We start from the raw sequence: 22,774 nt of genomic DNA on the forward strand, positions 1-22,774 counted from the left end.
CAACCCACGGGGAGCAGATCGTGTCAATGCCCCATCAAGGAGACGATCGGTCTTTGACTGGAACCATGGTTCCGCAGGAAATACGTGTTGTGTCGATCGCAGCCATTGGCGCGTTGCTTCTTTTGGTGCTGGCCGGCGCGCTGACAATCCCTTTTGCATTCGAATCGCCGTCCATGTGGTACAAGTTCGGTATGGAGAAAATCAGCCTGCGTGCAGGCAAGATGCTTGGCTTGACGGCCGGCCTGCTTATTTTCCTGCAACTGCCCCTGGCCGGGCGGCTGAAATCTCTGGACCGGATCTTCTCCCTGCCCGGTTTGATCCGCCAGCACCGCATCCATGCCTGGGCGATTGCGATCCTGGCGTTGGCCCATCCGATATGCGTGCTGCTTCCCGAAGGCACACTTATCGTTCCACTGGAAATGCGCTATTGGCCCGAGTGGATTGGGGTGGGGCTGCTGGTCTTCATCCTGGGCCAGTTTGTGGTCAGCCGATGGCGTCAGCCGATGGGCATCGCCTTTCACACCTGGCTGCGGTTTCACCGCATCGCCGGTCTGCTGGTCGCCGGTCTTCTGGTTGTTCACGTGCTGTATGTCAGCGAGTCGTTCAGCGAAAGCGGGCTGCCGCGGCTGTCAGTGACCGCTGCCGCGACTGCCTTTTTACTGTTCTGGTTGTGGGTGCGCAGCGCCGGGTTGCGGATGCGAAGGAAACCGTTCCTGGTTTCGCGTGTCGAACCCGCCGGCGCCGATTGCACCTGCGTCGAATTGACCGCGGCTACGCAAACTCTATTTTCATACGTCCCCGGCCAGTTCGCCTGGGTTTCCTTTGAATCGGCAGCGGTCGTGCCGGAAGCGCATGCCTTTACCCTCTCCTCCTCGCCCAGCCGTCCCGGGATGCTGCAATTCACCATCCGCGCATGCGGTGACTGGACCCGAACGGTGGCCAGGCTCTCGATCGGCGATCGCGCCTTCCTTCAAGGCCCTTTTGGCCGCTTCGGCCACCTGTATACCGACCCGGATCGGGAATTGATCATGATCGCCGGCGGCATCGGCATCACGCCCATGCTCAGCATGCTGCGCTTCATGGCTGATCGTGGCGACCCCCGCCCGGTCACCCTGATCTGGAGTAACCGCGGCAAGGAAAACGCGGTGTATACCGATGAGATGGATGATCTGGCGGCCAAATTGACAGGCCTGCGCATGATTCCTATCTTTACCCGTATTATGGAAAGCGGGGAGCGGTCAGGCAGATTGGATCGGAAGACATTGGAGATCATGCTCAAGGGTTGCAGTCGCAGTTCGGCGGTCTTTGTATGTGGCCCGCCGCAGATGATGAGGCAGGTCATCACCGACCTTAAAACCCTTTCATTCCCCGCCCGTTCGATTTTTTCTGAAGCGTTCGGATTGTAACCCCATAATATCGCGTGAATAGACCATCTCCGCGGCTTACCATGGGAGGGTCCACCACCATTTACGGACAGGAGGCATTTCATGAAACGAATCGTCAGACTTTCGGCCGTACTTCTATTTGCCCTGCTCTTTTCCTCACAGGCCATCGCGGCGGCACCGCAATGGGAATTGGATCCGGCCCATTCCGGCATCTACTTCAGTGTCAATCACATCTATTCTACGACGCGGGGCTATTTCGAAGATTTTAAAGGCACGGTGATGTTCTCACCCGATGACCTGGCAGGCAGTCGATTCGACTTCGAAGTCGATGTAAAAAGCATCAACACCGGAAACAGCAAGCGGGACGGCCACCTCAATTCAGCCGATTTCTTTGATTCCAAGCAATTCCCGACCATGAGTTTCAAAAGCACCGCCGTCAAACATGTAAAAGACAATCAGTACCTGGTCGAAGGCAACATGACGGTCAAGGATGTAAGCGAAACCGTCTCGGTGCCGTTTACGCTGCTGGGTGTCAAGACCCATCCGTTCGACGACAAATCGGAGGTGGCCGGCTTCGAAGCCCGCATGACCGTCGATCGCCTGGCCTATCATGTGGGTGGCGGCAAGTTTGTCGATATGGGGGTGGTGGGGCAAGAGGTGGATGTGCTCATCACGCTGGAAGTGACCCGAAAGAAGTAAAAGCCACTCTTCAAGCCTGCTGCCAGATCGGCTCCCAGCCGGATTGGTGTTGACCGAACATGCTTGTCACCTATCATGAAGCGATTGACCGTCATATTTCTCGTCTTACTCCAGGTCGGCTTTTCGTGGCCGGCCTGGAGTGCTGCACCGTTTTCTCCCAGGGCAATCTCCCTGCCCCCCGGCTTTCAAATCTCCCTCTTTGCGGAGAACCTTCCCAACGCCCGGTCCATGACTTCTGGGGAAGGCGGAATGCTCTTCGTTGGAACGCGCAAGGCCGGCAGGGTATATGCACTCGTGGATCGGGATGGAGACTTCAAGGCAGACGAAACGATCGTTCTGGCCGAGGGGTTGAGCATGCCCAACGGCGTGGCATTCAAAAACGGCCATTTGTATGTGGCCGAGGTTCATCGGGTGATCCGGTTCGAGAACATTGCCGACAACCTGGTGCCCGGCGCCCCCTATTTGGTGGTCAACGACAGCCTGCCCGCCGATCGCCGCCATGGATGGAAGTTCATCCGTTTCGGACCGGAGGGGAAACTCTACGTCCCCGTTGGCGCCCCTTGTAATGTCTGCCGGGACCAGGATCAACGGTTTGCCACCATTATGCGCATGAACGCCGACGGCTCGGGTTTGGAGGTGTTTGCCGAGGGCGTGAGAAATTCGGTGGGGTTCGACTGGCATCCGCAGACCCGCGAACTGTGGTTCACCGACAACGGACGAGATTGGCTCGGAGACGATTTTCCCCCCGATGAACTCAATCATGCACCGTCAGCCAACCGCCACTTCGGATTTCCCTACGTTCACGGCAACAATGTCCCCGACCCTGTCTTCGGCGACCAGGCACCCCAACGCGAATTTACTCCGCCGGTAAGGGAACTGGCGCCCCATGCGGCAGCGTTGGGCATGCGATTTTACACCGGCAAGATGTTCCCGCCCGGCTATCGTGGGCAGATTCTGATTGCCGAACACGGATCCTGGAATCGCAGCCAACCCATCGGGTACCGCATCACCCTGGTGCGATTGATCAACGGGCGACTCGCATCGTACGAGGTGTTTGCCAGCGGATGGCTGCGGGATGACGCGGTTGTCGGCCGGCCGGTCGATCTGGAAATCCTCGAAGACGGTTCTTTGCTGGTCTCGGATGACGATGCCGGCAGGATCTACCGAATAACCTATCAGCCGCCCTGATCCAGGGAGATGGGCGTCGGCTCAGCTTAATGGCGAATTTACGCCGTGCCGGGTTCTTCCTCAATTATACGGACAAATCCCAACCAATCTTTACCGAATCTTTATCTGATCTTTACCGAAGGTTTAAAGCCAAGGGTTATCGTTAAACCAGCGCTGACACCATGCGGTGTTCCAACCTTACCCCCACCGGATGCGACCGCGCTGCTCTTTCAACCCCATACCTTCAAAGGAGATCGACATGGCAAGGATACTAGTCAAGACATTGTTTGCAGTATTGATCGGGACGGTCATCAGCCTGGGTCAGGCTGCGGCCGCCGAGTTCACCGTCACCGTGAAGAACCTGACCAACGGGATTTATTTCACACCCCTGCTGATCACCGCCCATGACGGGGAGACCCATCTTTTCGAAACCGGTTCGCCGGCAACCCCGGACTTGCAGGCCATGGCCGAAGGCGGCGACATATCCGGTCTGCTCAGTATGGTGGGCGGTGAGGACCAGGACACCGTAGCCAATCCGGTGGGGGAGGAAAAACTGCTGGCCCCCGGCGGCATTGTCAGCAGTGATTTCAACACCAACCGAACCCGCAACCGGTACCTGTCGTTGGTGGCCATGCTGCTGCCCACCAACGACGGTTTCGTGGGACTCGATTCGCTGCGCATTCCCCGCATTCCGGGAACCTATAAATACTTCCTGGTCGGCTACGATGCCGGCACCGAGGCCAATGATGAACGCATCACCGGCGGCGGGGCACCAGGTGCTCCGGGAATTCCGTTCGCACCCGCCGAAGATAACGGCACAGGCGCCACCGGTGTATCCGGTCCCGATGCCAATAAGACGGTGCACATTCATCGGGGGGTCATCGGTGATACCGATCCTGGAGGCGGCATCAGTGACCTGGACAGCACCATCCACCGCTGGTTGAATCCCGTTGCGGAAATAATTATCGAGGTCTTTCCCCGGCGACACGGCAGAGGCTGATCGCATGTGGCTGTTTGATTGGATCGGCATTGTTGCGTAGGATCCAATGAAAGCCCGTCAGCAGAACATTGGCGCATACCCCATCTCTATTGATTGGGTATGCGTTTTTTATTGGCGGGTGGCGGTTAATCTCGTCAGCGATTGCCAGATCGGCGACACCTGATTCAACCCTCGCAGCGCCGGCAGCAGCGGGCGCGGTAAAAATAAAACGGCAGCCCGCTGCGTGGTTTCGCAGGCTGCCGTTTTCAGGAAGGACCGATTGTCATCGGGAGGAATCGGTCACACTTTCCAAACCATCCGAATTAAATATCGTAGTACAGGTGGAACTCGTGAGGATGCGGACGCAGCTTCACGGGGTTGACTTCGTTTTCGGTTTTGTAGCTGATCCACATGTCAATGACATCCTTGGTAAAGACGTCGCCTTTGAGCAGGAAGGCGTTGTCTTCGGCCAGGGCGGTCAGCGCTTCGTCCAGGGAACCCGGTGCGGACGGGATTTCAGCCAACTCTTCGGGTGGCAGGTCATAGATGTTCTTGTCCAGGGGGTCGCCCGGGTCGATCTTGTTCTGGATGCCGTCGATGACCGCCATCATGATGGCGGAAAAGGCCAGGTAGCCGTTGCAGGACGGATCGGGTGTGCGGAACTCGATGCGTTTGGCCTTGGGAGAGGCCGAGTACATGGGGATGCGGATGGCCGCGCTGCGGTTACGGCTGGAGTAGGCCAGGTTTACCGGCGCCTCAAACCCGGGAACCAGACGCTTGTAGGAATTGGTGGTGGGGTTGGTAAAGGCGCACAGGGCGCGGCAGTGCTTGAGGATGCCGCCCATGGCCCACAGGGCTTCCTGGGAGACGCCAGCGTACTTGTCCCCGGCAAACAAGGGTTTGCCCTCTTTCCAGATGCTCACGTGGGTGTGCATGCCGGTGCCGTTGTCGCCATACAGCGGTTTGGGCATGAAGGTAACGGTGTGGCCGGCTTGGTTGGCCACGTTTTTCAGTACATACTTGAACCACATGAGCTGATCGGCCATCTGCAACAGGGGCTTGAAGCGCATATCGATCTCGGCCTGACCCGCAGTGGCCACCTCATGGTGCTGGCACTCGACGTCAATGCCCAGGCTCTCAAGGGTCAGCAGCATGTCGGAACGAAGGTCCTGGAACTTATCTGACGGCGGTACGGGGAAGTAGCCTTCCTTATGGCGAGGCTTGTATCCCAGGTTGGGCTCTTCACACCGGCCCGTGTTCCAGGTACCCTCAACGGAATCAATGGCGTAGAAGGCGCCGTTTGTCTTACTCTCATAGCGGATGTCGTCAAAAATGAAAAATTCCGCCTCGGGGCCGATAAAGGCGGTATCGCCGATGCCGGTGCTTTTAAGATAGGCTTCGACCTTTTTGGCGATGTTTCGCGGATCACGGGTATAGGCTTCGCGGGTGATGGGATCGGCGATATTGCAGATGAGCACCAGGGTGGGCACCTTGAAGAATGGATCGATTTTTGCGGTGTCCGCATCCGGAATCACCAGCATGTCGCTGGCGTTAATGGGTTGCCATCCCCGGATGCTCGAGCCGTCAAAGCCGAAGCCGTCTTCGAAGCTTTCCACGGTCAGTTCCCCGATGGGGACAGTGAAGTGCTGCCACATACCCGGAAAATCCATGAAACGCAAATCTACAACCTTTACGCCGTTTTCTTTTGCCATGGCCAATACTTGATCTGGGGTCATAATTTCCTCCTGAAGATGTTGAATAGGTAAAAAAACGATATTAAAACAAGCAGATACAGTTAAATGGCATCTGTTCCGGTTTCACCGGTTCGCACCCGGATGACCTCTTCCACAGAGAACACGAAGATTTTTCCATCGCCGATTTTGCCGGTGTTGGCGGCCTTTTGGATGGCCTCGACCACCTGGGCGGAACGCTCCGAGTCCACGATAATCTCGATTTTAACCTTGGGGATAAAATCAACCACATACTCGGCGCCGCGATAGATCTCCTTGTGGCCTTTCTGGCGCCCATACCCCTTGACTTCCGAGATGGTCATTCCCTGGATGCCGATCTCGTTGAGGGCTTCTTTCACATCGTCCAGTTTGAAGGGTTTGACGATGGCCTCGATCTTTTTCATTTTTCAACCTCCTGTTGTTAATGGCCGAGAGAGCGATGGACGTCTCCCCGAATCTAAAAGCTTAAATCTCTGCGATTTCAAAGCCGCGTTCACCGTGAAGGGCGTTGTCCAGTCCCTGTATTTCATTGTCGCGTTCCACACGCAGGCCGCCGGTCAGCGCCTTGGTGACGGCGATCACAATCAATGTTCCCACAGCCGTGAATGCAGCGGTGGCGACAATGGAGACAATCTGGATCCACAGCTGGCCAGGGTTGCCGTAGAACAGGCCGGCTGCCCCTTCGGTGATGGCGGGGTTGGCGAAAAGGCCGGTAGCCAGGGCTCCCCAGATGCCGCACATGCCATGGACACCGAAAGCGTCCAGAGAATCATCGTAGCCGATCTTCTGTTTCAACACGGCAACGGAAAAGTAGCCCAGTGCCCCGGAGCCCAGGCCGATGATCAGTGCGGCTGGCAGATTGACAAACCCGGCGGCCGGCGTGATGGCCACCAGCCCGGCAACCACGCCGGAAGCGATACCCAATACCGTCGGCTTGCCGGTTACGGCCCATTCGCAGAACATCCACACCAGGGCCGCCGTGGCGGCGGAGGTGTTGGTCACCATGAAGGCCGATGCAGCCACCCCGTCGGCGGCCAATTGGCTGCCCGCGTTAAATCCGAACCAGCCGAACCACAACAGGGCCGCACCCAGGGCGGTGAGGGCGATGCTAGAGGGGAACATGGCTTCTTTGCCGTAGCCAATGCGCTTGCCCAGCACCAGCGAGAGAACCAGGCCCGCCACACCGGCGTTGATATGAACCACATTGCCGCCGGCAAAGTCAAGGGCGCCCATCGCTCCCATCCAGCCGCCGCCCCACACCCAATGGGCGATGGGGCAGTAGATGAAGGTGATCCACAGGATCGTGAAAACGATCCAGGAGGAAAATTTCATCCGGTCAACAATGGAGCCCAGTACCAGGGCCACGGTGATGCCGGCAAAGGTCATCTGGAACAGGGCGAACACATAGGTGGGAATGCTGCCGGACAGGCTGCCCACGCCGATGCCGTTCATGAAGAAATGGTCCAGGCCGCCGATGATGCCCCCCTGGCTGGAGCCGAAGGCCAGGGTATACCCCCACATCATCCAGATGACACTGGCCAGGCAGTAGGACACGAAGGTCATGGCCAGCGTGTTGAGCAGGTTCTTGTAGCGTGACATGCCGCCGTAAAACAGGGCCAGTCCCGCAGGAGTCATCATCATCACCAACGCCGTGGAGACGATCATCCATGCTGTGTTTCCCGTATCCAACACGTCTTCTGCAAATGCCGGGGTGGCGATCATTCCGAGTAACAAGGCCAGCCAAATGGATTTGAGTTTCATCAATCACTTTTCCTATCGTTTGGGTAATGCCCCTCGGGCAGTTCCAGCAGAGTAGACATCCGTAACGTCAGCGGTCAGCTGTGAATCGGATCCTCGCCCGGGAGAATATCCTTGATGGCCGCTTTGACGGCTGCCACCTGCTGCGGTGCATCCACCTTCTGTCCGTCAAAATCCCTCACGTAAAATACATCCACCACCTGATCCACCTTCGTGGCAATTTTGGCGACCCAGATGTCCAGGCCGCACTTGAAAAGGGCATCCGTCACCCGGAACAACAAACCCGGAAAGTCAAAAGTGACCACCTCGACAATCGTGAAAAAGCTGGAGGCCGTGTTGTCCACCGTGATCACTGTAGGCCGCTCCGCCGTGTACGGCCGGATCGAGGTGGCATCGTTCTTTTTTCGGAGCAGTTCCTTGCCCAGATCCAGTTGGCCCGCCAACGCCTCCTCAAGGTTCCGGCAGGCCCGTTTCCATCGCTCGTTTTCGAAAATCGGATCCGGCGGCGGGGTCACTTCAAAAACGTCCAGTGCGATGTTGTTGCGCCAGGTAAACACTTGCACATCGAGGATGTCGATATTGTTCAGGGTGAAGACGCCTGCAATCCTTGAAATGAGGCCGGGCCGGTCCTTGGCGCAAATGGTCACGGTGCGGGTATCCGCGCCCTGAGATTTTTCGATCTGCCAGACAAAAGGCCGGTCGCCGATCTCGGCGAAAAGCCGCAGGTGCTTAGGGATATTGCCAGCCTGTGTGTAGAGCATATACCGGGGAGACATAAAGTTGAGTATCGATTCAAGCCGATTCTCTTCGATGTCCGTGCCCATGGCCGCAATCACCGCCTGGCGCTTTTTTTCAACCGTTCTTACCGCCCACCCGCTCGCCAACTCGCCGTTTTCGAGGATGTTGAGCACCTTTAGAAACAGATTCCTGAGCAAAGACGAGGTCCAGTCGTTCCAGGCTTTGGGTCCGGTGGCCATGGAGTCGGCAACGGTGAGCAGGTAGAGCATCTTCAGCACTTCCACCTTTTTGATGACCCGCGCCATGGTGATGGCTGTCTCTTCGTCGTTGACGTCTCTTCGTGTGGCCGTCAGAACGAGCAGCAGATGATGCTCGACGAGAAAGGCAACCGTTTTGGCATCCACCGGGCCCGCGCCTTTCTCAAGGAGGATTTTTTCAACCAGGACGGCGCCGCGCTCGGAGTGGCCGCTTTTGGGCTCTCCCTTGCCGATGTCGTGGAGCAAGGCGGCCCACAACAGGACCTTCTTTTTTTTCAATTCTTTATATAAGTTGTGGGCGAGAGGGTCGGCCTCAGCTCCTGCATCCGTATCGAAGCCACGCAAAATTTTTACGGTGTAAAGCAGGTGCCTGGCTACCGGGTAAAGGTGATACTGGTCGAACTGGATCCGGTTGACCACCGATTTGAACTCAGGAATGAAGCGGACCAAAAAACCCGTGTACAGCATCTGGTTGAGCACCTCGAAGGCCCGGTGGGAGCGGATCAGGATCCGTTCGAACTGCTGAACCACGGTTGGATCGCGTCTGAACGCATCGTCTACCAGGTGCGAAAAATCTTTCACCAGCCTTTTGGCTTCGCTGTTCAGTGGTGCCCGCTGAGCGGCGCTCTCTGTAAAAATATCGATCAACAGGCGCGGATTGTTGAGAATCTTTTCCGGTGAAATGAAATTGAGCATTCCCCGATTGAATTTAAGTCCCTTGATCTGGGTGGTCTTCAGCCCTTTGTTCTTTCTTTTGAGACGCTTTTTCTGTTCCATCTCGTACAGGAACATTTCGTGCTGCTGCTTCACATACTCCATATGACCATGAAGTTCGCCCAACAGGTGCTCCACCGGCAGGTGGCCGTTGACCGCCTTTACACCCATCACTTCCGCCAGCTTTCGCTGCTGCTCCAGATGAATTTGATCGCACTTTCGATTCATCATCAGGTGAAACCGGTTTCTGACGTTCCAGATGAAGGCAAGGGCGTCGGACAGGCGTGTGAAATCATCATGGGAAAAATAGCCATAGTACTCGAGATCACGGCGTTGTTTGATGCCGGACTTGATCTTGGCGATCCACAGCATAGTGTGGTAGTCACGCAGTCCCCCCTGCCCCTCTTTGAAGTTGGGTTCCAGCAAGTAGGACGAGTCGCCGAAACGTCGGTGACGTTCCCGGTTGGTCTCCACCAGCCAGGAGATGATCGTGTCGGGTTTGAGATTGATGAATTTGGCACGGATCTGGTCCATTAACTTCATGAACAGCGGTGACATGCCGCAGATGAAACGGGCATCCAGGATTGAGGTCAGCACTTCGAAATCTTTGCGTGCCAGGGTGACGCACTCTTTGATGGAACGCGTGGCATGCCCCACATCAAGCCCCATGTCCCACAACGGGTAGACGATTTCACGCACCAGATCCTCGGCCACCCGGGGAACCTTCTTTTCGAACAGGAACAGCAGGTCCACGTCAGAGTAAACGCATTGCTCCGCCCGGCCGTACCCTCCTAAAGCCACCACCGCATAAGGGTTTTTGGCAATATCCATCTGGGGCCCCACGGTGCTTTTTTCGTAACGTTGACGAAAATAGTCGTCGATGAGCCGGGCATTGTCATCCAAAAAATCAGGCGCTTTTCCCGCCAGGAGTTTATCGATGAGCTGTGCCCGCCCATTTTTCAGGGCCAGGGAGACATCGGCGTAAAGGTTGTGGGGGGCCGTATTGGTCACATCCATATCCTTGATGATTTTATGACAGGGAATGAGTAGAGCAACCCGCGTGCCAGTTGGCATGGATCGTTATTAATCAAATGATAATGGTAGGTTAAAATTGCATGTCTGGATGCGCAAATTCACGGTAGCATTTCAAAAATGTAATAATAATTTCAAAAAAATTACAAAATTGGGATTGCAATAGTGAAAACGGAAATTTGCGCCAAATGGGCAATCCTAACCGAAAATGCACCTTGAAGCCGCGGGACCAGCCGCTTCAAGGTGCATTCAGGGGAGGAGCAGAGATTAACGGTCTTTCAAGACGATTTTGTAAGCGTTTCGATTAAGAAGATTGGGTTGCCGGGCTTGTGGACGCGGCATAGCTGGGCAACCCGGATGAGGGCGGCCCGGAAATGGATGAGATACCGCCGTGTGTGGAAACACCGAAGTCCGGATAGGCAATACCACCATGCTCGGCATAATCCAACCCTTCCAGTTCTTCTTCCGGAGAAACCCGCAGGCCGATGGTCTTGTCGATCAGTTTGAACATCACCAGGGCCGCAGGGAAGGTCCAGAGAAAACAGGCGGCGATACCCAATAGTTGTACCCCAATGATGCCGGCGGATGTCCCTTCGATGTTGAAGATGCCGGCGGCCAGGGTACCCCAAGCGCCGCAGACACCGTGAACGGAGACGGCTCCGACAGGATCGTCCACCTTGATTTTGTCAAAGAACATGACCGAAAAGACCACGATGATACCGGCGGCGGCCCCGATAATGATGGCACTGGAGGGCGACACATTGGCGCAGCCGGCGGTGATGCCCACCAGGCCGGCCAGGGCGCCGTTGAGGCTCATACCCACCTCTGGTTTGCCAAATTTCATCCAGGAGACGATCATGGCCAGGACGGCACCGGCAGCGGCGGCCAGGTTGGTGTTGACAAAAATCATGGCGATGCTGGTGTCCGCTGTTGTGGTCGATCCGGGGTTGAACCCGAACCACCCTAACCACAGGATGAACACGCCCAAAGCCGCCAGTGGGATGTTATGGCCCATGATCGGTTTGATTTTACCATCTTTGGTGTACTTGCCCAGACGGGGGCCGAGAACGATAGCGCCGGCCAGGGCTGCCCAACCGCCGACCGAATGAACCACCGTGGAGCCGGCAAAATCGATGAAGCCGAAACCCTCCAGCCAGCCGCTGCCATTGAGCAGGCTGCCCCAGGCCCAGGAACCGAATACGGGATAGATCAGGCCGGAAACGAAAATGGAATAAAGGATGTACCCGGTGAATTTGGTCCGCTCGGCCATGGCGCCGGAAACGATGGTGGCGGCAGTGGCGGCAAACACCACCTGAAACATCCAGAAGGCCAGCACCCATGGATCCCCGTCGGGTGTAAAGTCACTGAGGAAAAAGCCCGTTGTGCCGAACCAGCCGGTAGAGGTCGCACCGAACATGAGCCCGAAACCGATGGCCCAGAAGGCGATGGACCCAATGGAAAAATCCATGAGATTTTTCATCATGATGTTGATCGAATTCTTGGCCCGGGTGAAACCCGCCTCAACCATGGCAAAACCGGCCTGCATGAAAAACACCAGGGCGGCCGCCACCAGCGTCCACAAGTAGTTGGCGTGGGTCTGAACCAGATCAATGGCTTCCTTGTTGGTCAAAACGGTGGGCTCTGGATCGGCGGCCAAGGCAACGGGGGCAATCATCAAGGCAGCCAGTATCAGCAGGATAAATGCTTTCAATTTCATTTTTCTCTCCTTGTAAAGTATAAGTAGTAACCATGATAAGTTGCTGAAGATCTTAAATCGCATCCTTGCCAGACTCGCCGGTGCGGATGCGGTAGGCCCCTTCGATGGGCATGACGAAGATCTTGCCGTCTCCCACACTGCCGGTATTGGCTACCTCCGTGATGGTGGAAACCACTTTGTCCACCATGTTGGAATCCACAATCAGGTCAATTTTGACTTTGGGGATAAAGTCGGTCTGATATTCGGCCCCGCGATAGATTTCCTTGTGGCCGCGCTGACGCCCGAACCCTTTGACTTCGCTTACGGTCATGCCTGACACGCCGATGCGGTTCAAGGCGTCTTTCACATCATCCAGTTTGAAGGGCTTGATGATCGACTCGATTTTTTTCATTGATGACTTCTCCTGTTGAATTGATGAAGGTTGAGCGCTCCGGGCGATTGAGTGTTGTTTAAATGACGATTGAGCAATCGCTGTGCCATTAGTTCCGTATTGATTCATAAATAATTGTAATCATGTCTAAAATAACCATTTACCACCGGTGGTTGAGCCGGTTTCTAAAGGACATTTCTGCAATATTGCACAAATATAAAATACATTATTAGTAATTTATCGCATATAAAATACATTAATGTAATTATATAGTCATGGCTCTTCGATATGGTTTCGCGACAGCCGTATCAGGCGGGAGGACTATCAACAATCAGGAGGCGACCGCGTCCGGGATTCCGCTAATAGTCCGTTATGGAACACGAGGGACTTTATGGAAGGCCACAAAAATGTAAAATCGATATCAACTTTGGTGGAAACCGCTACGATACGGTTTGGGATCGTCACTCGTAGCCAGCGCCTGAACCGCGATAGCGACGGCATGCCCTGTCGCTCGTCGGAGCGAAGCAGAGATTCCGAGGACCGCTGCGGCGGGGTTGGTGCAAATTATGGCTTGAATTTTCTTCAGGATCTCCATAAGTTATTCTTCGCCACGCGTCAGCGCGCGGCGCACCCGTTTTATAAGCACCCATGAACCCGCCGCAGGAATAGGAGACAAGACAGATGACCGTTGCACGCAAGATCAACGACATCATGGCCAAATCGTCATGGATTCGCAAAATGTTCGAAGAAGGGGCAAGGCTCAAGGCCGAGCATGGTGCAGAAAAGGTGTTCGATTTCAGCCTGGGCAATCCGGTGCTTCCGCCGCCTGAAAAATTCAATGAGATTCTCAGGGACACAGTGGATTCGTGTGGGCTCGGCGACCACTGCTACATGCCCCAGGCCGGTTATCCCCAGGTGTGCGTCTCCATTGCCGATTATCTGACCAAGGAGCAGGGTGTTGCCATCAGCTGCGATGAAATCATCATGACCTGCGGGGCTGCCGGTGCACTCAATGTCATCTTCAAGGCCATTCTGGATCCGGGGGATGAAGTGTTGACGCCTTCACCGTGCTTTGTGGAATACCGGTTTTATGCGGACAATCATGGCGGCGTCCTGAAGATGGTGGGCACCCGGCCGGACTTCACCCTCGATCTCGAGGGGCTGGGTGAAGCCATCACGGACAAAACCAAAGTGGTGCTGATCAACTCACCCAACAACCCCACGGGTCAGATATACAGCAAGTCGAGTATGGATGCGTTGGGGAAACTGCTGGTTGAAAAGAGCAGGGATTTTGGCCACATCATCTACCTGGTCTCGGACGAGCCCTATCGCAAGATTGTCTTCGACGATGTACAGGTGCCGTCTATCTTTCAAAGTTATCCTGAAAGCATTATCGCCACATCCTATTCCAAGGACATCTCCATTCCCGGCGAACGCATCGGTTTTGCCGCGGTGAATCCCGCCGCCACCCATAAAAAGGAACTGATGGCCGGCATGGCACTGACCAACCGGATCCTGGGATTTGTCAATGCGCCGGCCCTGATGCAGCGAGTGGTTTCCTGCATGCAGGGGATGAGCGTTGACATCGGCGAGTACAAACGCAAAAGAGACCTGCTCTGCGACGGCCTTGCGGATGCCGGCTATGATTTCACCAGGCCACCGGGGGCGTTTTATCTTTTTCCACGGACGCCCGTTGCCGATGACGTGGCTTTTGTCAAGGACCTGCAGCAGGAGTTGATTCTGGTGGTTCCGGGCAGCGGTTTCGCAGGACCGGGGCATTTTCGCATCGCCTTTTGCGTTGATGACCGGACCATCGTCAATGCCATGCCGGGGTTTAGGAAAGTAATGCAAAAATACAAGTAGTATCCATCCAGAAACGGCATCTTGCGGCCCAGGCCGGCGTTCTCACATTTCCGCAATCCTCGACGTAGCGCTGCTACGCCTGCGGTTGCGCAAATGCTGCGGCCTTGGCCTGTACCGCAATCTACCATTTCTGAAAAGATACTGATAGATCATTGGAATCTTCCTGTTTAGGCAACACTTTTATTAAAGAGGGGCGCATTATGAAAATTTTAAAGATCGATCATTTGGGAATCGCGGTAAATAGTATCGACGATGGCAAGTCCTTCTGGTCAGGTGTACTGGGTCTGGATTTCGAAGGCGCTGAAACCGTCGCCGAGCAAAAGGTCACCACGGCTTTTTTCCCAGTGGGTGAAAGCGAAGTCGAATTGCTGGAATCCACCGCTCCGGACGGCCCGGTGGCTAAATATATCGAAAAGCGGGGGCAGGGCATTCAGCATGTGGCCTTTCGTGTTGAAAACATTGACGAGGCCCTGACCGAGTTGAAAGAAAAGGGCGTTCAACTCATAGATCAGCAGCCCAGAATCGGAGCCGGCGGTGCCAAGATCGCCTTTTTGCATCCCAAGGCCACCAACGGCGTGCTGGTGGAGCTGTGCCAGCGGGATTGATTTTATTATAGATTCGAAGGAGGGGCTTCCCACCGCTGCTTTTGCGATAGAGGCCGGAATTGCTTGCGGCGGGAGGCCGCTCCCACTTCCTTTTTTGCCAATCGGCCATCTCATCAAATTTTTTCCAGTCTGCCGCGCTGACGTTGTCAATTTTACGGCATTTTTCTTGCTACGTGTTTCTGTGCCGAATAGGTAACATGGCAGTGGTCATGCCAATTTTTCATTAATCCATTTTAACTAAACCGGTACATTTAATTAATTTGCCAGGAGCACCACCATGGAAAAAGAATCCCCCTCGCCCGCATTCGTGCACCCCATGCTTTCAAACTTGCCGCCGGACCGGGCCAAAAAAGGAAAGGTCGTGTCCGCTGAAGAGGCGGTTCGCATAATCCGGGACGGCGATACCATCGCCACCGGTGGCTTCGTGGGCATTGGCTTTCCCGAACAGATTGCCATCACCCTGGAGGCTTATTTTTTAGAACACAATCATCCCCGGGACCTCACGCTGGTTTATGCCGCCGGCCAGGGAGACGGCAAGGAGCGGGGTCTGAATCATTTTGGACATCTGGGCTTGGTCAAGCGAGTGGTCGGCGGCCACTGGGGGTTGGTTCCCAAACTTCAGCGGCTGGCGCTGGACAATAAAATCGAAGGGTACAACCTGCCCCAAGGCGTCATCTCGCACATGTACCGGGATATCGCCGCCCACAAGCCGCGAACCATCACCACGGTCGGCCTGGGTACGTTCGTTGATCCGCTCAACGGCGGCGGAAAAATTAACAACATCACCAGCGAAGACCTGGTTGAACGGATTCAGTTCGATGGCAACGACTACCTGGCCTACAAGACGTTTCCCATCAACGTGGCTATCCTGCGGGGCACCACCGCAGATACCGACGGCAACGTTACCATGGAAAAGGAAGCCCTGACCCTCGAAGCGCTGGCCATTGCAACGGCTGCCCGCAATTCCGGCGGCTTCGTCATCGTCCAGGTGGAACGGGTGGCCGGCAGGGGGACATTGAATGCCCGTCAGGTTAAGATTCCCGGAATCATGGTGGACTGCGTGGTAGTCTCGGAGCCCGAGCACCACTGGCAGACCTTCGGGACCCGGTATGACCCCTCCTTCAGCAGCGAAATCAAGGTGCCGATTCAATCCCTGCCGCCCATGGAGATGGGCGACCGCAAGATCATCGCACGGCGGGCGGCCTTCGAGCTGGTGCCCAACAGTGTGGTCAACCTGGGGATCGGCATGCCCGAAGGTATATCCAATGTGGCCAACGAGGAAAAGATTATTGAATATATGACCCTGACGGCAGAGCCGGGCGTCATTGGCGGGCTGCCGGCCGGCGGCCTCAATTTCGGTGCCGCCGTCAACACGGAGGCCCTCATCGATCAGCCTTCCCAATTCGATTTTTACGACGGCGGCGGGCTGGACCTGGCCTTTCTCGGCCTGGCCCAGGCCGACGAAGCCGGCAATCTCAATGTAAGCAAGTTCGGACCCAAACTGGCCGGTGCCGGCGGCTTCATCAACATCAGCCAATCCGCCAAGCAAGTCGTCTTCGTCGGGACCTTTACCGCCGGCGGCCTGCAGGTTTCGGTCCGGGACGGCAATTTGGTCATCGACCGGGAAGGCAAGGTGAAAAAGTTCGTTAAGCAGGTGGAGCATGTCACCTTTTCCGGTGCCTATGCCGTATCCAAAAACCAACCCGTGCGTTATGTCACCGAACGATGCGTCTTCCAGCTGACACCTGAGGGGATGGAACTGATCGAAGTTGCTCCGGGGGTTGACATAGAAGCGGACATCCTGACCCACATGGATTTCAAACCGATAATCAAGGGCACGCCGGCGCTCATGGACGAACGAATTTTCAATCCCGGCCCTATGGGTTTAAAGGAGGACCTGTTCGCCGTTTCTCTGGAAAAACGCCTGGTCTACGATTACCGTGAAAACCTGTTTTTCGTCAATTTCGAAGGATACGCGATTCGCAGCGTCGGGGACATCGAGGGCGTCCGGGCCGCTGTCGAAAAAATCCTGGATACGGTGGGTCACCGTGTCTATGCGGTGGTCAACTATGACAATTTCAGCATTTTGCCGGAATTGGTGGGACCTTACACCGATATGGTCAAGGATCTGGTGAACCGCTACTACACCGGCGTCACCCGCTACACCACCAGCGCCTTCCTGCGCATGAAAATCGGTGATGCGCTAAAAGAGCGCAAGATGGCGCCCCACATCTATGAAAGCAGGGAAGAAGCGAAGCGTGCCCTTAAGGGGGAGGGGAACCCACCGGACGATTGATTAGGCAGCGTGTATCTATTTTGATACATTCATCCCACTCCGCCCAGCGGTAGCCCGTGTTTTTTCATTTTCTTGTAAAGCAGGGTCCGATGGATACCCAGCAGTGAAGCTGCCTGGGCCTTGTTGTTGGCGGTTTTTTTCAGAGCGGCGACAATTGCCGATTTTTCCGCATCGGCCTGAACCTCTCGAATGGGAGCAACGTCCACAAATTCGGGCTTTGCCGGATGCCTTTGCAAGGGCGGGGGCAAATCGGTCAGTTTGATCACATCCCCATTCATGGTGGACAGGGCGCGGTCCAGCATATTGGACAGTTCGCGAACATTTCCCTGCCAGGAATGGGTCAACAATGCATTGATCGCCTCCGGGCTGAGCCGTATTTCGTCTGCCGTGGTGGCCGGGTTGGCCTGCCGGAGCAGGTGCCGGGCAATGGGAATAATGTCTTCCGTCCGCTTTTTCAGTGGCGGGATATTCAATGAAATGACATTGATCCGATAATACAGATCCTTGCGGAATCGCCCGTTTTCAATCAGTCGTTCCAGGTTCTGATTGGTGGCGGCAATCAGCCTGAAATCGGATTGAATCACCGTGTTTCCGCCAAGCCGTTCAAACATCTTTTCTTCCAGGACCCGCAATAATTTGGGCTGCATTTCCAAAGGCAGGTCACCGATTTCGTCCAGGAATATGGTTCCTCGGTGGGCCAGTTCAAATTTGCCGGGTTTGCCTGCCGACCGGGCGCCGGTGAATGCACCGCGGTCGTAGCCGAAAAGTTCGGACTCCAGCAGGTCCTTTGGAATGGCCGCGCAGTTGATCTGGACAAAGGGATGAATCCCCCTTGAACTGGCGTGGTGTATGCTTTGGGCAAAAAGCTCTTTGCCGGTTCCGCTTTCACCCACGATCAGCACCGGGTAAGTGTTGGCAGCAGCCACCAGCGCCTGCTGTTTCAGTTCGGCGGTTGCGCGGCTGTTGCCGATGATGCTGTCCAGCGTGTATCGGGTGGAGCGCAGCGTCATCAGCTCCTTTTTGTATCGTTTGACCTGAGACTCGAGATGACGCAATTTTTTTGCCAGTTTGACCACTTCGCCAACATCCTGAAACATCACCAGGCCGAACACCGCGATGACGCATCCTTCTTTTCGAATGGGAATTCGGTGCACTACGATATTCTGGCCGCGAATGGTCTGGGTATGGTTGATTTCAGGCTTGCCTGTCCGGGCCACGATGTGCATTCGGCTGTTTTCCACGACTTCCGTGCAGTGTTTTCCGATGCTTTCTTTGGCATCGAGGCCAAGAAACTGCGCATAGGGCTTATTTAGATGGGTCACCAGGCCATTGGCATCCGTTACCATGGCACCGTTGTAAATGCTGTCGAATATCAGTTGAAACAGTTCAAGCTGGTCAGTTAACCGATTAATATCGACTTGTTGGGCGTATCCTTGGTTTTCAGCCACGCAAGTATAATCCTTTGCCGCCTATATTGAAATAAATCTGCCGGCGAGCGAATAGTGTCTCAATTTTGATTCATGTATCTATGTTAATACACTGAGATCAAGGCTATGTCGAGCCAAAATAAGGGCAGAGATCCCTTGGACAGGATGTTAACCCTTCGATATCAAGCATATAACCACTTTAATGACCTGATCTTTTTTAATTGGTCCTGTAATTGCAGATTCCAAAGCGATCAAAAGGTACGCATTTTGATTGGTACCGCCATTTTCGAACCGGTCCATGGATGTCGGGCCTTTTTTCCTTGCGGAAAGAACGCTTTCCATCGACGTGTCGTGGAGACAGCGGACAACACCCGCAATAATCGAATCATAAAAAAACAATTGAAGCGATTGATTTTGATTCGATGGTGGCTGCCGCCAAGGGCGTTGGCCCTTCATCGAGTTGGATTGGAACGGTTTTATGATTCGCTGCCGGTCGATGACGGGTAATCATCCGGCCCAATCATTAAAAAACCTGTCTGAAGTGAAGTGATTGGGGACCGACGATCTTTTTTTAACTGAACATCATTCATCCTTTGTATCCCAAAATTATTCTTGACAGGGTCCGGTGGATAGAATATCCAAACCTATTATTGGTAAGACCAATCATTCATCAAACATAATACCTATAGTCATAACTACTTGAAAAGCCATGAAAGGAGGTGAGTCCGAGAGCCTGATCGGCTTTATGGCCGAAATACCTGTCTATGCGTTTAGGCGCTTATAACCCATTTCGAACCAGAGGGAGGAAAACCGTCATGAAAAAAGCGTTTATCAGTGTGCTCTGCATCACCCTGGCTCTTTGCTTTCTTACCACCACCTCATTTGCGGCCGAAAAACGCGAAAAATTCGGCGTCGATAAAAGGTCCGACATCGCCAAACGGGTCAGCTTCAAACCCTCCACTGAAAAAATCCGCTGGAAAATGGTCATGCCCTGGAGCAAAGGCCTCCTGTTCTATGATATTGCCGCCCATTTCTGCGACAGCGTTCGCCTGGCATCCGCCGGTCGCCTGGACATCAAGCCGTTTTCCGCAGGCGAACTGGTTCCGGCAATGCAGACCCTCGACGCCGTGACCCAGGGCTCAGCACAGGCCGGTCATGACTGGCCCGGCTATTGGAAAGGCAAAAATGAAGCCTTCGTAGCCTTTGCGTCGGTGCCCTTCGGACTTGATGCCGAAGGCTACAACATCTGGCTCTATGAAAAAGGCGGTCTGGAAATGATGCAGGAACTTTATGGCCGCTACAATGTGTATGCCCTGCCTGGCGGCCAGTGCGGCCAGGAGATGGGCCTGTTCTCCAACAAACGCGCCACAAAGATGGAAGACTTCAAGGGGCTGCGGGTACGTACCCCGGGCTGGTACATGGACATCATGAACATTCTCGGTTCCTCCGTCAGCCCCCTGCCCGGCGGTGAAGTATACCTGGCCCTGGAACGTGGGGTGATCGATGCCGCCGAGTTTTCCTCACCTGCCATCAACTACCCCATGGGCTTCGATGAAATCACTAAATACGCCATCCAGCCCGGGGTGCATCAACCGGGTATCCAGTGCGCCCTGTTCTTCAACAAGGATGCTTACGACAAGCTGCCTGACGATCTGAAATGGATCATCGACATCGCCGCCCGCGAAACCCAATTGTGGGCCTACAACTGGGTCAACGCCCTGAATGCCGAGGCCATCCGCCGCTTCAAGGAAAAGATCGAGATCGTCATGATGGACAAGGAGACCATCATCGAGTTCCGCAAAACCACCAAGAAGTACATTGATGACCTGAAAGCCAAAGACCCCGATGTGAAGAAGGTGATGGACTCCCAGGAAGAGTTCCTGGAATCCTTTGCCGACTGGCGCTCTGCTCGTTCCGGAGTTGCCGCTTGGCCCTATGAGACCTTCATCAACGGACGCACCACTGAATAATCCGGTTTCACCGGGGAAGGTATGACGGGTGGTGGGACGGCCATTGCCGCTGTTCCATCACCTTTGCCACCCGGATAGGTAGGAGAAAAATTCAAGATGCTGAATTCCACAATTAACGCCATTGATTTTCTGATCGAGAAACAGGGGAGGCTCAGTTCGTTCCTGATCTATCCCCTGCTGCTCATCGTGATTTTTGAAGTTATCATGCGTTACGCCTTCAACGCCCCCACCAGTTGGGGCTTCGAAGCCACCAGTTTCGCCTACGGGCTGCACTTTATGCTGGGACTGTCATATATGGAAAGGCATTCCGGGCACGTCCGGGTGGACATTCTGGCTTCCCGGCTGTCGCCAAAAGTCCAATCTTATTTAGGGCTGCTGACCTATCTGGTGATTTTCGTGCCCGTCTATACCCTGATGACCGTGTCGGCCTTCAAGTATGCCTATGTTTCGACCGTGGCCAGGGAACTCAACTCCACCAGCTGGGCACCGCCGATCTGGCCGATAAAAATTTTCATGGCCCTGAGTTTTTTCTTCCTTTTGGTACAGGGGCTGTCGACATTACTCAAACACCTGCGGACGCTCACCGGCGGGCAGCCGACCTAAGCGCATGCTTTTTTGGATCGAGGTAAATTCATGAATATCGAATTAATGACCATCGTCATGTTTCTCACCCTGATTGTGGTGATCGCCAGCGGTCTGCCCCTGGCTTTCTGTCTGGCCGGCGTCGCCGCGTTGTTCGGGCTGATCGATAACGGATTCAATGTGTTGGCGCTCTTCGACATGTTCGCCAACAACATCTGGGGGCTGATGGACAACTACGTGCTGGTCGCCATTCCTTTGTTCATTCTGATGGCCCAGCTCCTTGATCGGTCCAAAGTCGCCGAAGCGCTCTTCGAGGCCCTTTACATCGTTCTGGGAAGCGTCAAGGGCGGTTTGGGGCTGGCCGTCGTGGTGGTCTGCACGGTTTTTGCCGCTACCACCGGTATCATCGGCGCTTCCGTCGTGGCCATGGGGCTGCTGGCGACTCCCGCGCTGATGAGCAAAGGATACCAGAAAGAGCTGTCCGCCGGCATCATCTGTTCGGCAGGCACCCTGGGGATACTCATCCCACCGAGTATTATGCTGGTCATCTACGGCGGACTCACCGGCATGAAGGAGACCTCGGTGGGCAATCTGTTTGCAGGGGCCATCCTGCCCGGGTTGATCCTGGCGAGCTTGTATTTCATCTACATTTTTATTCGGTGCAACATCAATCCCCAACTGGGTCCTCCTATCTCCAAGGAAGAAGCCGGCAAATGGAGTGTTGCGCAGAAATGGGGCATGACCCTCAAATCGCTCATTCCACCGTTGGCCCTGATCCTGGCGGTCATGGGAACCATTCTGGCCGGCATTGCCACGCCCACCGAAGCGGCTGGACTGGGCGCCCTCGGCGCTTTGCTGCTGGCGCTGTTCAACCGCAAGTTGAACTGGCCCGTTTTACGGGATTCGGCCTTCGCCACGATGAAAACCACAGCCATGGTCATGATGCTTTTCACCGGCGGCACATTTTTCAGCACGGTTTTTCTGGGCATGGGCGGCGGTGACGTGGTGGCCGACCTGATGATCGGCAGCGGTCTGAACCGCTGGATCGTGTTGGCGATCATGATGTTTATCGTATTCATGATGGGTATGTTCATCGACTGGGCAGCCATCTTGCTGATAACCGTGCCGGTCTTCATGCCCATTGCCATGGAACTCGGCTTCGATCCCCTGTGGTTCAGCCTGCTCATGTGCATTAACCTTCAGACTTCATTCGTTACCCCTCCTTTCGGCTATGCGCTGTTTTACTTTGCAGGGGTGGCGCCTCCTGAATACACCATGATGCATATTTACAGGGGTATTATACCCTTTGTGATCCTGCAGCTCATCGGCCTGATCATCATGGTGGTTTTCCCAGGGTTGATCACCTGGCTGCCGTCGATCTTTTTTGGAGGCTGACGCAACTCTATCCTGCCTGCAGGGACCTAAGAGGGGGATGCACAGCAAAAGCGTTACATTGTTTTGATACTTGCCCCTACGCTGCATGCA

Annotated in this window: 17 protein-coding genes; 10 read left to right on the plus strand and 7 right to left on the minus strand. The window is 54.9% G+C overall.

The window, feature by feature from the left end:
* Positions 1 to 89: 89 nt before the first annotated feature.
* The 4 genes from ACZCED_RS02615 to ACZCED_RS02630 all read left to right on the plus strand — a co-directional run bounded on the left by ACZCED_RS02615 (position 90) and on the right by ACZCED_RS02630 (position 4,251).
* On the plus strand, positions 90 to 1,406 hold the full coding sequence (locus ACZCED_RS02615; protein WP_464860153.1) for a ferredoxin reductase family protein: 1,317 nt from the start codon (positions 90 to 92) through the stop codon (positions 1,404 to 1,406).
* A gap of 81 nt (positions 1,407 to 1,487) precedes the next feature.
* The gene (locus ACZCED_RS02620; RefSeq protein WP_462967885.1) at positions 1,488 to 2,084 is read left to right on the plus strand and encodes a YceI family protein; all 597 of its coding nucleotides are present in this window, start codon (positions 1,488 to 1,490) and stop codon (positions 2,082 to 2,084) included.
* 75 nt (positions 2,085 to 2,159) lie between these two features.
* Complete coding sequence (locus ACZCED_RS02625; protein ID WP_464860154.1) at positions 2,160 to 3,272, plus strand: PQQ-dependent sugar dehydrogenase; 1,113 nt, start codon at positions 2,160 to 2,162, stop codon at positions 3,270 to 3,272.
* 238 nt (positions 3,273 to 3,510) lie between these two features.
* Positions 3,511 to 4,251, plus strand: coding sequence for a spondin domain-containing protein (locus ACZCED_RS02630; RefSeq protein ID WP_462967887.1), 741 nt, complete (start codon positions 3,511 to 3,513; stop codon positions 4,249 to 4,251).
* 302 nt (positions 4,252 to 4,553) lie between these two features.
* On the opposite strand, the gene glnA is transcribed toward ACZCED_RS02630, so the two are convergent.
* The 6 genes from glnA to ACZCED_RS02660 form a co-directional block, all read right to left on the minus strand.
* Positions 4,554 to 5,966 carry a type I glutamate--ammonia ligase gene (gene glnA / locus ACZCED_RS02635; RefSeq protein WP_462967889.1) on the minus strand — a complete coding sequence of 471 codons (1,413 nt, stop codon included), beginning with the start codon at positions 5,964 to 5,966 and terminating at the stop codon, positions 4,554 to 4,556.
* Positions 5,967 to 6,025: 59 nt separating this feature from the next.
* Positions 6,026 to 6,364 carry a P-II family nitrogen regulator gene (locus ACZCED_RS02640; RefSeq protein WP_319258073.1) on the minus strand — a complete coding sequence of 113 codons (339 nt, stop codon included), beginning with the start codon at positions 6,362 to 6,364 and terminating at the stop codon, positions 6,026 to 6,028.
* Positions 6,365 to 6,425: 61 nt separating this feature from the next.
* Positions 6,426 to 7,721 (minus strand): ammonium transporter, encoded by a 1,296-nt coding sequence (locus ACZCED_RS02645; protein WP_462967890.1) that lies wholly within the window; start codon positions 7,719 to 7,721, stop codon positions 6,426 to 6,428.
* Positions 7,722 to 7,795: 74 nt separating this feature from the next.
* Positions 7,796 to 10,438 (minus strand): [protein-PII] uridylyltransferase, encoded by a 2,643-nt coding sequence (gene glnD / locus ACZCED_RS02650; RefSeq protein ID WP_464860155.1) that lies wholly within the window; start codon positions 10,436 to 10,438, stop codon positions 7,796 to 7,798.
* A 325-nt stretch (positions 10,439 to 10,763) separates the two neighbouring features.
* Positions 10,764 to 12,176 carry an ammonium transporter gene (locus ACZCED_RS02655; RefSeq protein ID WP_462967892.1) on the minus strand — a complete coding sequence of 471 codons (1,413 nt, stop codon included), beginning with the start codon at positions 12,174 to 12,176 and terminating at the stop codon, positions 10,764 to 10,766.
* 52 nt (positions 12,177 to 12,228) lie between these two features.
* Entirely contained in the window at positions 12,229 to 12,567 is a 339-nt protein-coding gene (locus tag ACZCED_RS02660; RefSeq protein WP_462967893.1) for a P-II family nitrogen regulator, read from the minus strand.
* A gap of 660 nt (positions 12,568 to 13,227) precedes the next feature.
* Between ACZCED_RS02660 and ACZCED_RS02665 the strand changes: the two genes are divergently transcribed.
* The 3 genes from ACZCED_RS02665 (at position 13,228) to ACZCED_RS02675 (ending at position 17,310) form a co-directional block, all read left to right on the plus strand.
* On the plus strand, positions 13,228 to 14,409 hold the full coding sequence (locus ACZCED_RS02665; RefSeq protein WP_462967894.1) for a pyridoxal phosphate-dependent aminotransferase: 1,182 nt from the start codon (positions 13,228 to 13,230) through the stop codon (positions 14,407 to 14,409).
* A gap of 200 nt (positions 14,410 to 14,609) precedes the next feature.
* Positions 14,610 to 15,014 (plus strand): methylmalonyl-CoA epimerase, encoded by a 405-nt coding sequence (mce, locus tag ACZCED_RS02670; RefSeq protein WP_462967895.1) that lies wholly within the window; start codon positions 14,610 to 14,612, stop codon positions 15,012 to 15,014.
* A 277-nt stretch (positions 15,015 to 15,291) separates the two neighbouring features.
* Positions 15,292 to 17,310 (plus strand): acyl CoA:acetate/3-ketoacid CoA transferase, encoded by a 2,019-nt coding sequence (locus ACZCED_RS02675; protein ID WP_464860156.1) that lies wholly within the window; start codon positions 15,292 to 15,294, stop codon positions 17,308 to 17,310.
* A gap of 29 nt (positions 17,311 to 17,339) precedes the next feature.
* On the opposite strand, the gene ACZCED_RS02680 is transcribed toward ACZCED_RS02675, so the two are convergent.
* Positions 17,340 to 18,758 carry a sigma-54 interaction domain-containing protein gene (locus ACZCED_RS02680; protein ID WP_462967897.1) on the minus strand — a complete coding sequence of 473 codons (1,419 nt, stop codon included), beginning with the start codon at positions 18,756 to 18,758 and terminating at the stop codon, positions 17,340 to 17,342.
* A gap of 794 nt (positions 18,759 to 19,552) precedes the next feature.
* Here ACZCED_RS02680 and ACZCED_RS02685 point away from each other — a divergent pair.
* From ACZCED_RS02685 to ACZCED_RS02695, 3 genes are all read left to right on the plus strand, one after another.
* Positions 19,553 to 20,707, plus strand: a complete 1,155-nt coding sequence (locus ACZCED_RS02685) for a TRAP transporter substrate-binding protein (RefSeq protein WP_462967898.1) — start codon at positions 19,553 to 19,555, stop codon at positions 20,705 to 20,707.
* Between the two features lie 96 nt (positions 20,708 to 20,803).
* Complete coding sequence (locus ACZCED_RS02690; protein WP_462967899.1) at positions 20,804 to 21,310, plus strand: TRAP transporter small permease subunit; 507 nt, start codon at positions 20,804 to 20,806, stop codon at positions 21,308 to 21,310.
* Between the two features lie 30 nt (positions 21,311 to 21,340).
* Positions 21,341 to 22,684 (plus strand): TRAP transporter large permease, encoded by a 1,344-nt coding sequence (locus ACZCED_RS02695; protein WP_462967900.1) that lies wholly within the window; start codon positions 21,341 to 21,343, stop codon positions 22,682 to 22,684.
* The last annotated feature ends 90 nt before the right edge of the window (positions 22,685 to 22,774 follow it).

The sequence above is a fragment of the Desulfosarcina sp. genome, assembly GCF_055467485.1.

Bases quoted from the DNA above. Each gene is read 5' to 3' on its own strand.
- ACZCED_RS02640 (WP_319258073.1), bottom strand. From the start codon at position 6,364: ATGAAAAAGATCGAGGCCATCGTCAAACCCTTCAAACTGGACGATGTG.
- ACZCED_RS02655 (WP_462967892.1), bottom strand. From the start codon at position 12,176: ATGAAATTGAAAGCATTTATCCTGCTGATACTGGCTGCCTTGATGATT.
- glnA (WP_462967889.1), bottom strand. From the start codon at position 5,966: ATGACCCCAGATCAAGTATTGGCCATGGCAAAAGAAAACGGCGTAAAG.
- ACZCED_RS02660 (WP_462967893.1), bottom strand. From the start codon at position 12,567: ATGAAAAAAATCGAGTCGATCATCAAGCCCTTCAAACTGGATGATGTG.
- ACZCED_RS02665 (WP_462967894.1), top strand. From the start codon at position 13,228: ATGACCGTTGCACGCAAGATCAACGACATCATGGCCAAATCGTCATGG.
- mce (WP_462967895.1), top strand. From the start codon at position 14,610: ATGAAAATTTTAAAGATCGATCATTTGGGAATCGCGGTAAATAGTATC.
- ACZCED_RS02685 (WP_462967898.1), top strand. From the start codon at position 19,553: ATGAAAAAAGCGTTTATCAGTGTGCTCTGCATCACCCTGGCTCTTTGC.
- ACZCED_RS02630 (WP_462967887.1), top strand. From the start codon at position 3,511: ATGGCAAGGATACTAGTCAAGACATTGTTTGCAGTATTGATCGGGACG.
- ACZCED_RS02690 (WP_462967899.1), top strand. From the start codon at position 20,804: ATGCTGAATTCCACAATTAACGCCATTGATTTTCTGATCGAGAAACAG.
- ACZCED_RS02625 (WP_464860154.1), top strand. From the start codon at position 2,160: ATGAAGCGATTGACCGTCATATTTCTCGTCTTACTCCAGGTCGGCTTT.
- ACZCED_RS02620 (WP_462967885.1), top strand. From the start codon at position 1,488: ATGAAACGAATCGTCAGACTTTCGGCCGTACTTCTATTTGCCCTGCTC.
- ACZCED_RS02695 (WP_462967900.1), top strand. From the start codon at position 21,341: ATGAATATCGAATTAATGACCATCGTCATGTTTCTCACCCTGATTGTG.
- ACZCED_RS02645 (WP_462967890.1), bottom strand. From the start codon at position 7,721: ATGAAACTCAAATCCATTTGGCTGGCCTTGTTACTCGGAATGATCGCC.
- ACZCED_RS02675 (WP_464860156.1), top strand. From the start codon at position 15,292: ATGGAAAAAGAATCCCCCTCGCCCGCATTCGTGCACCCCATGCTTTCA.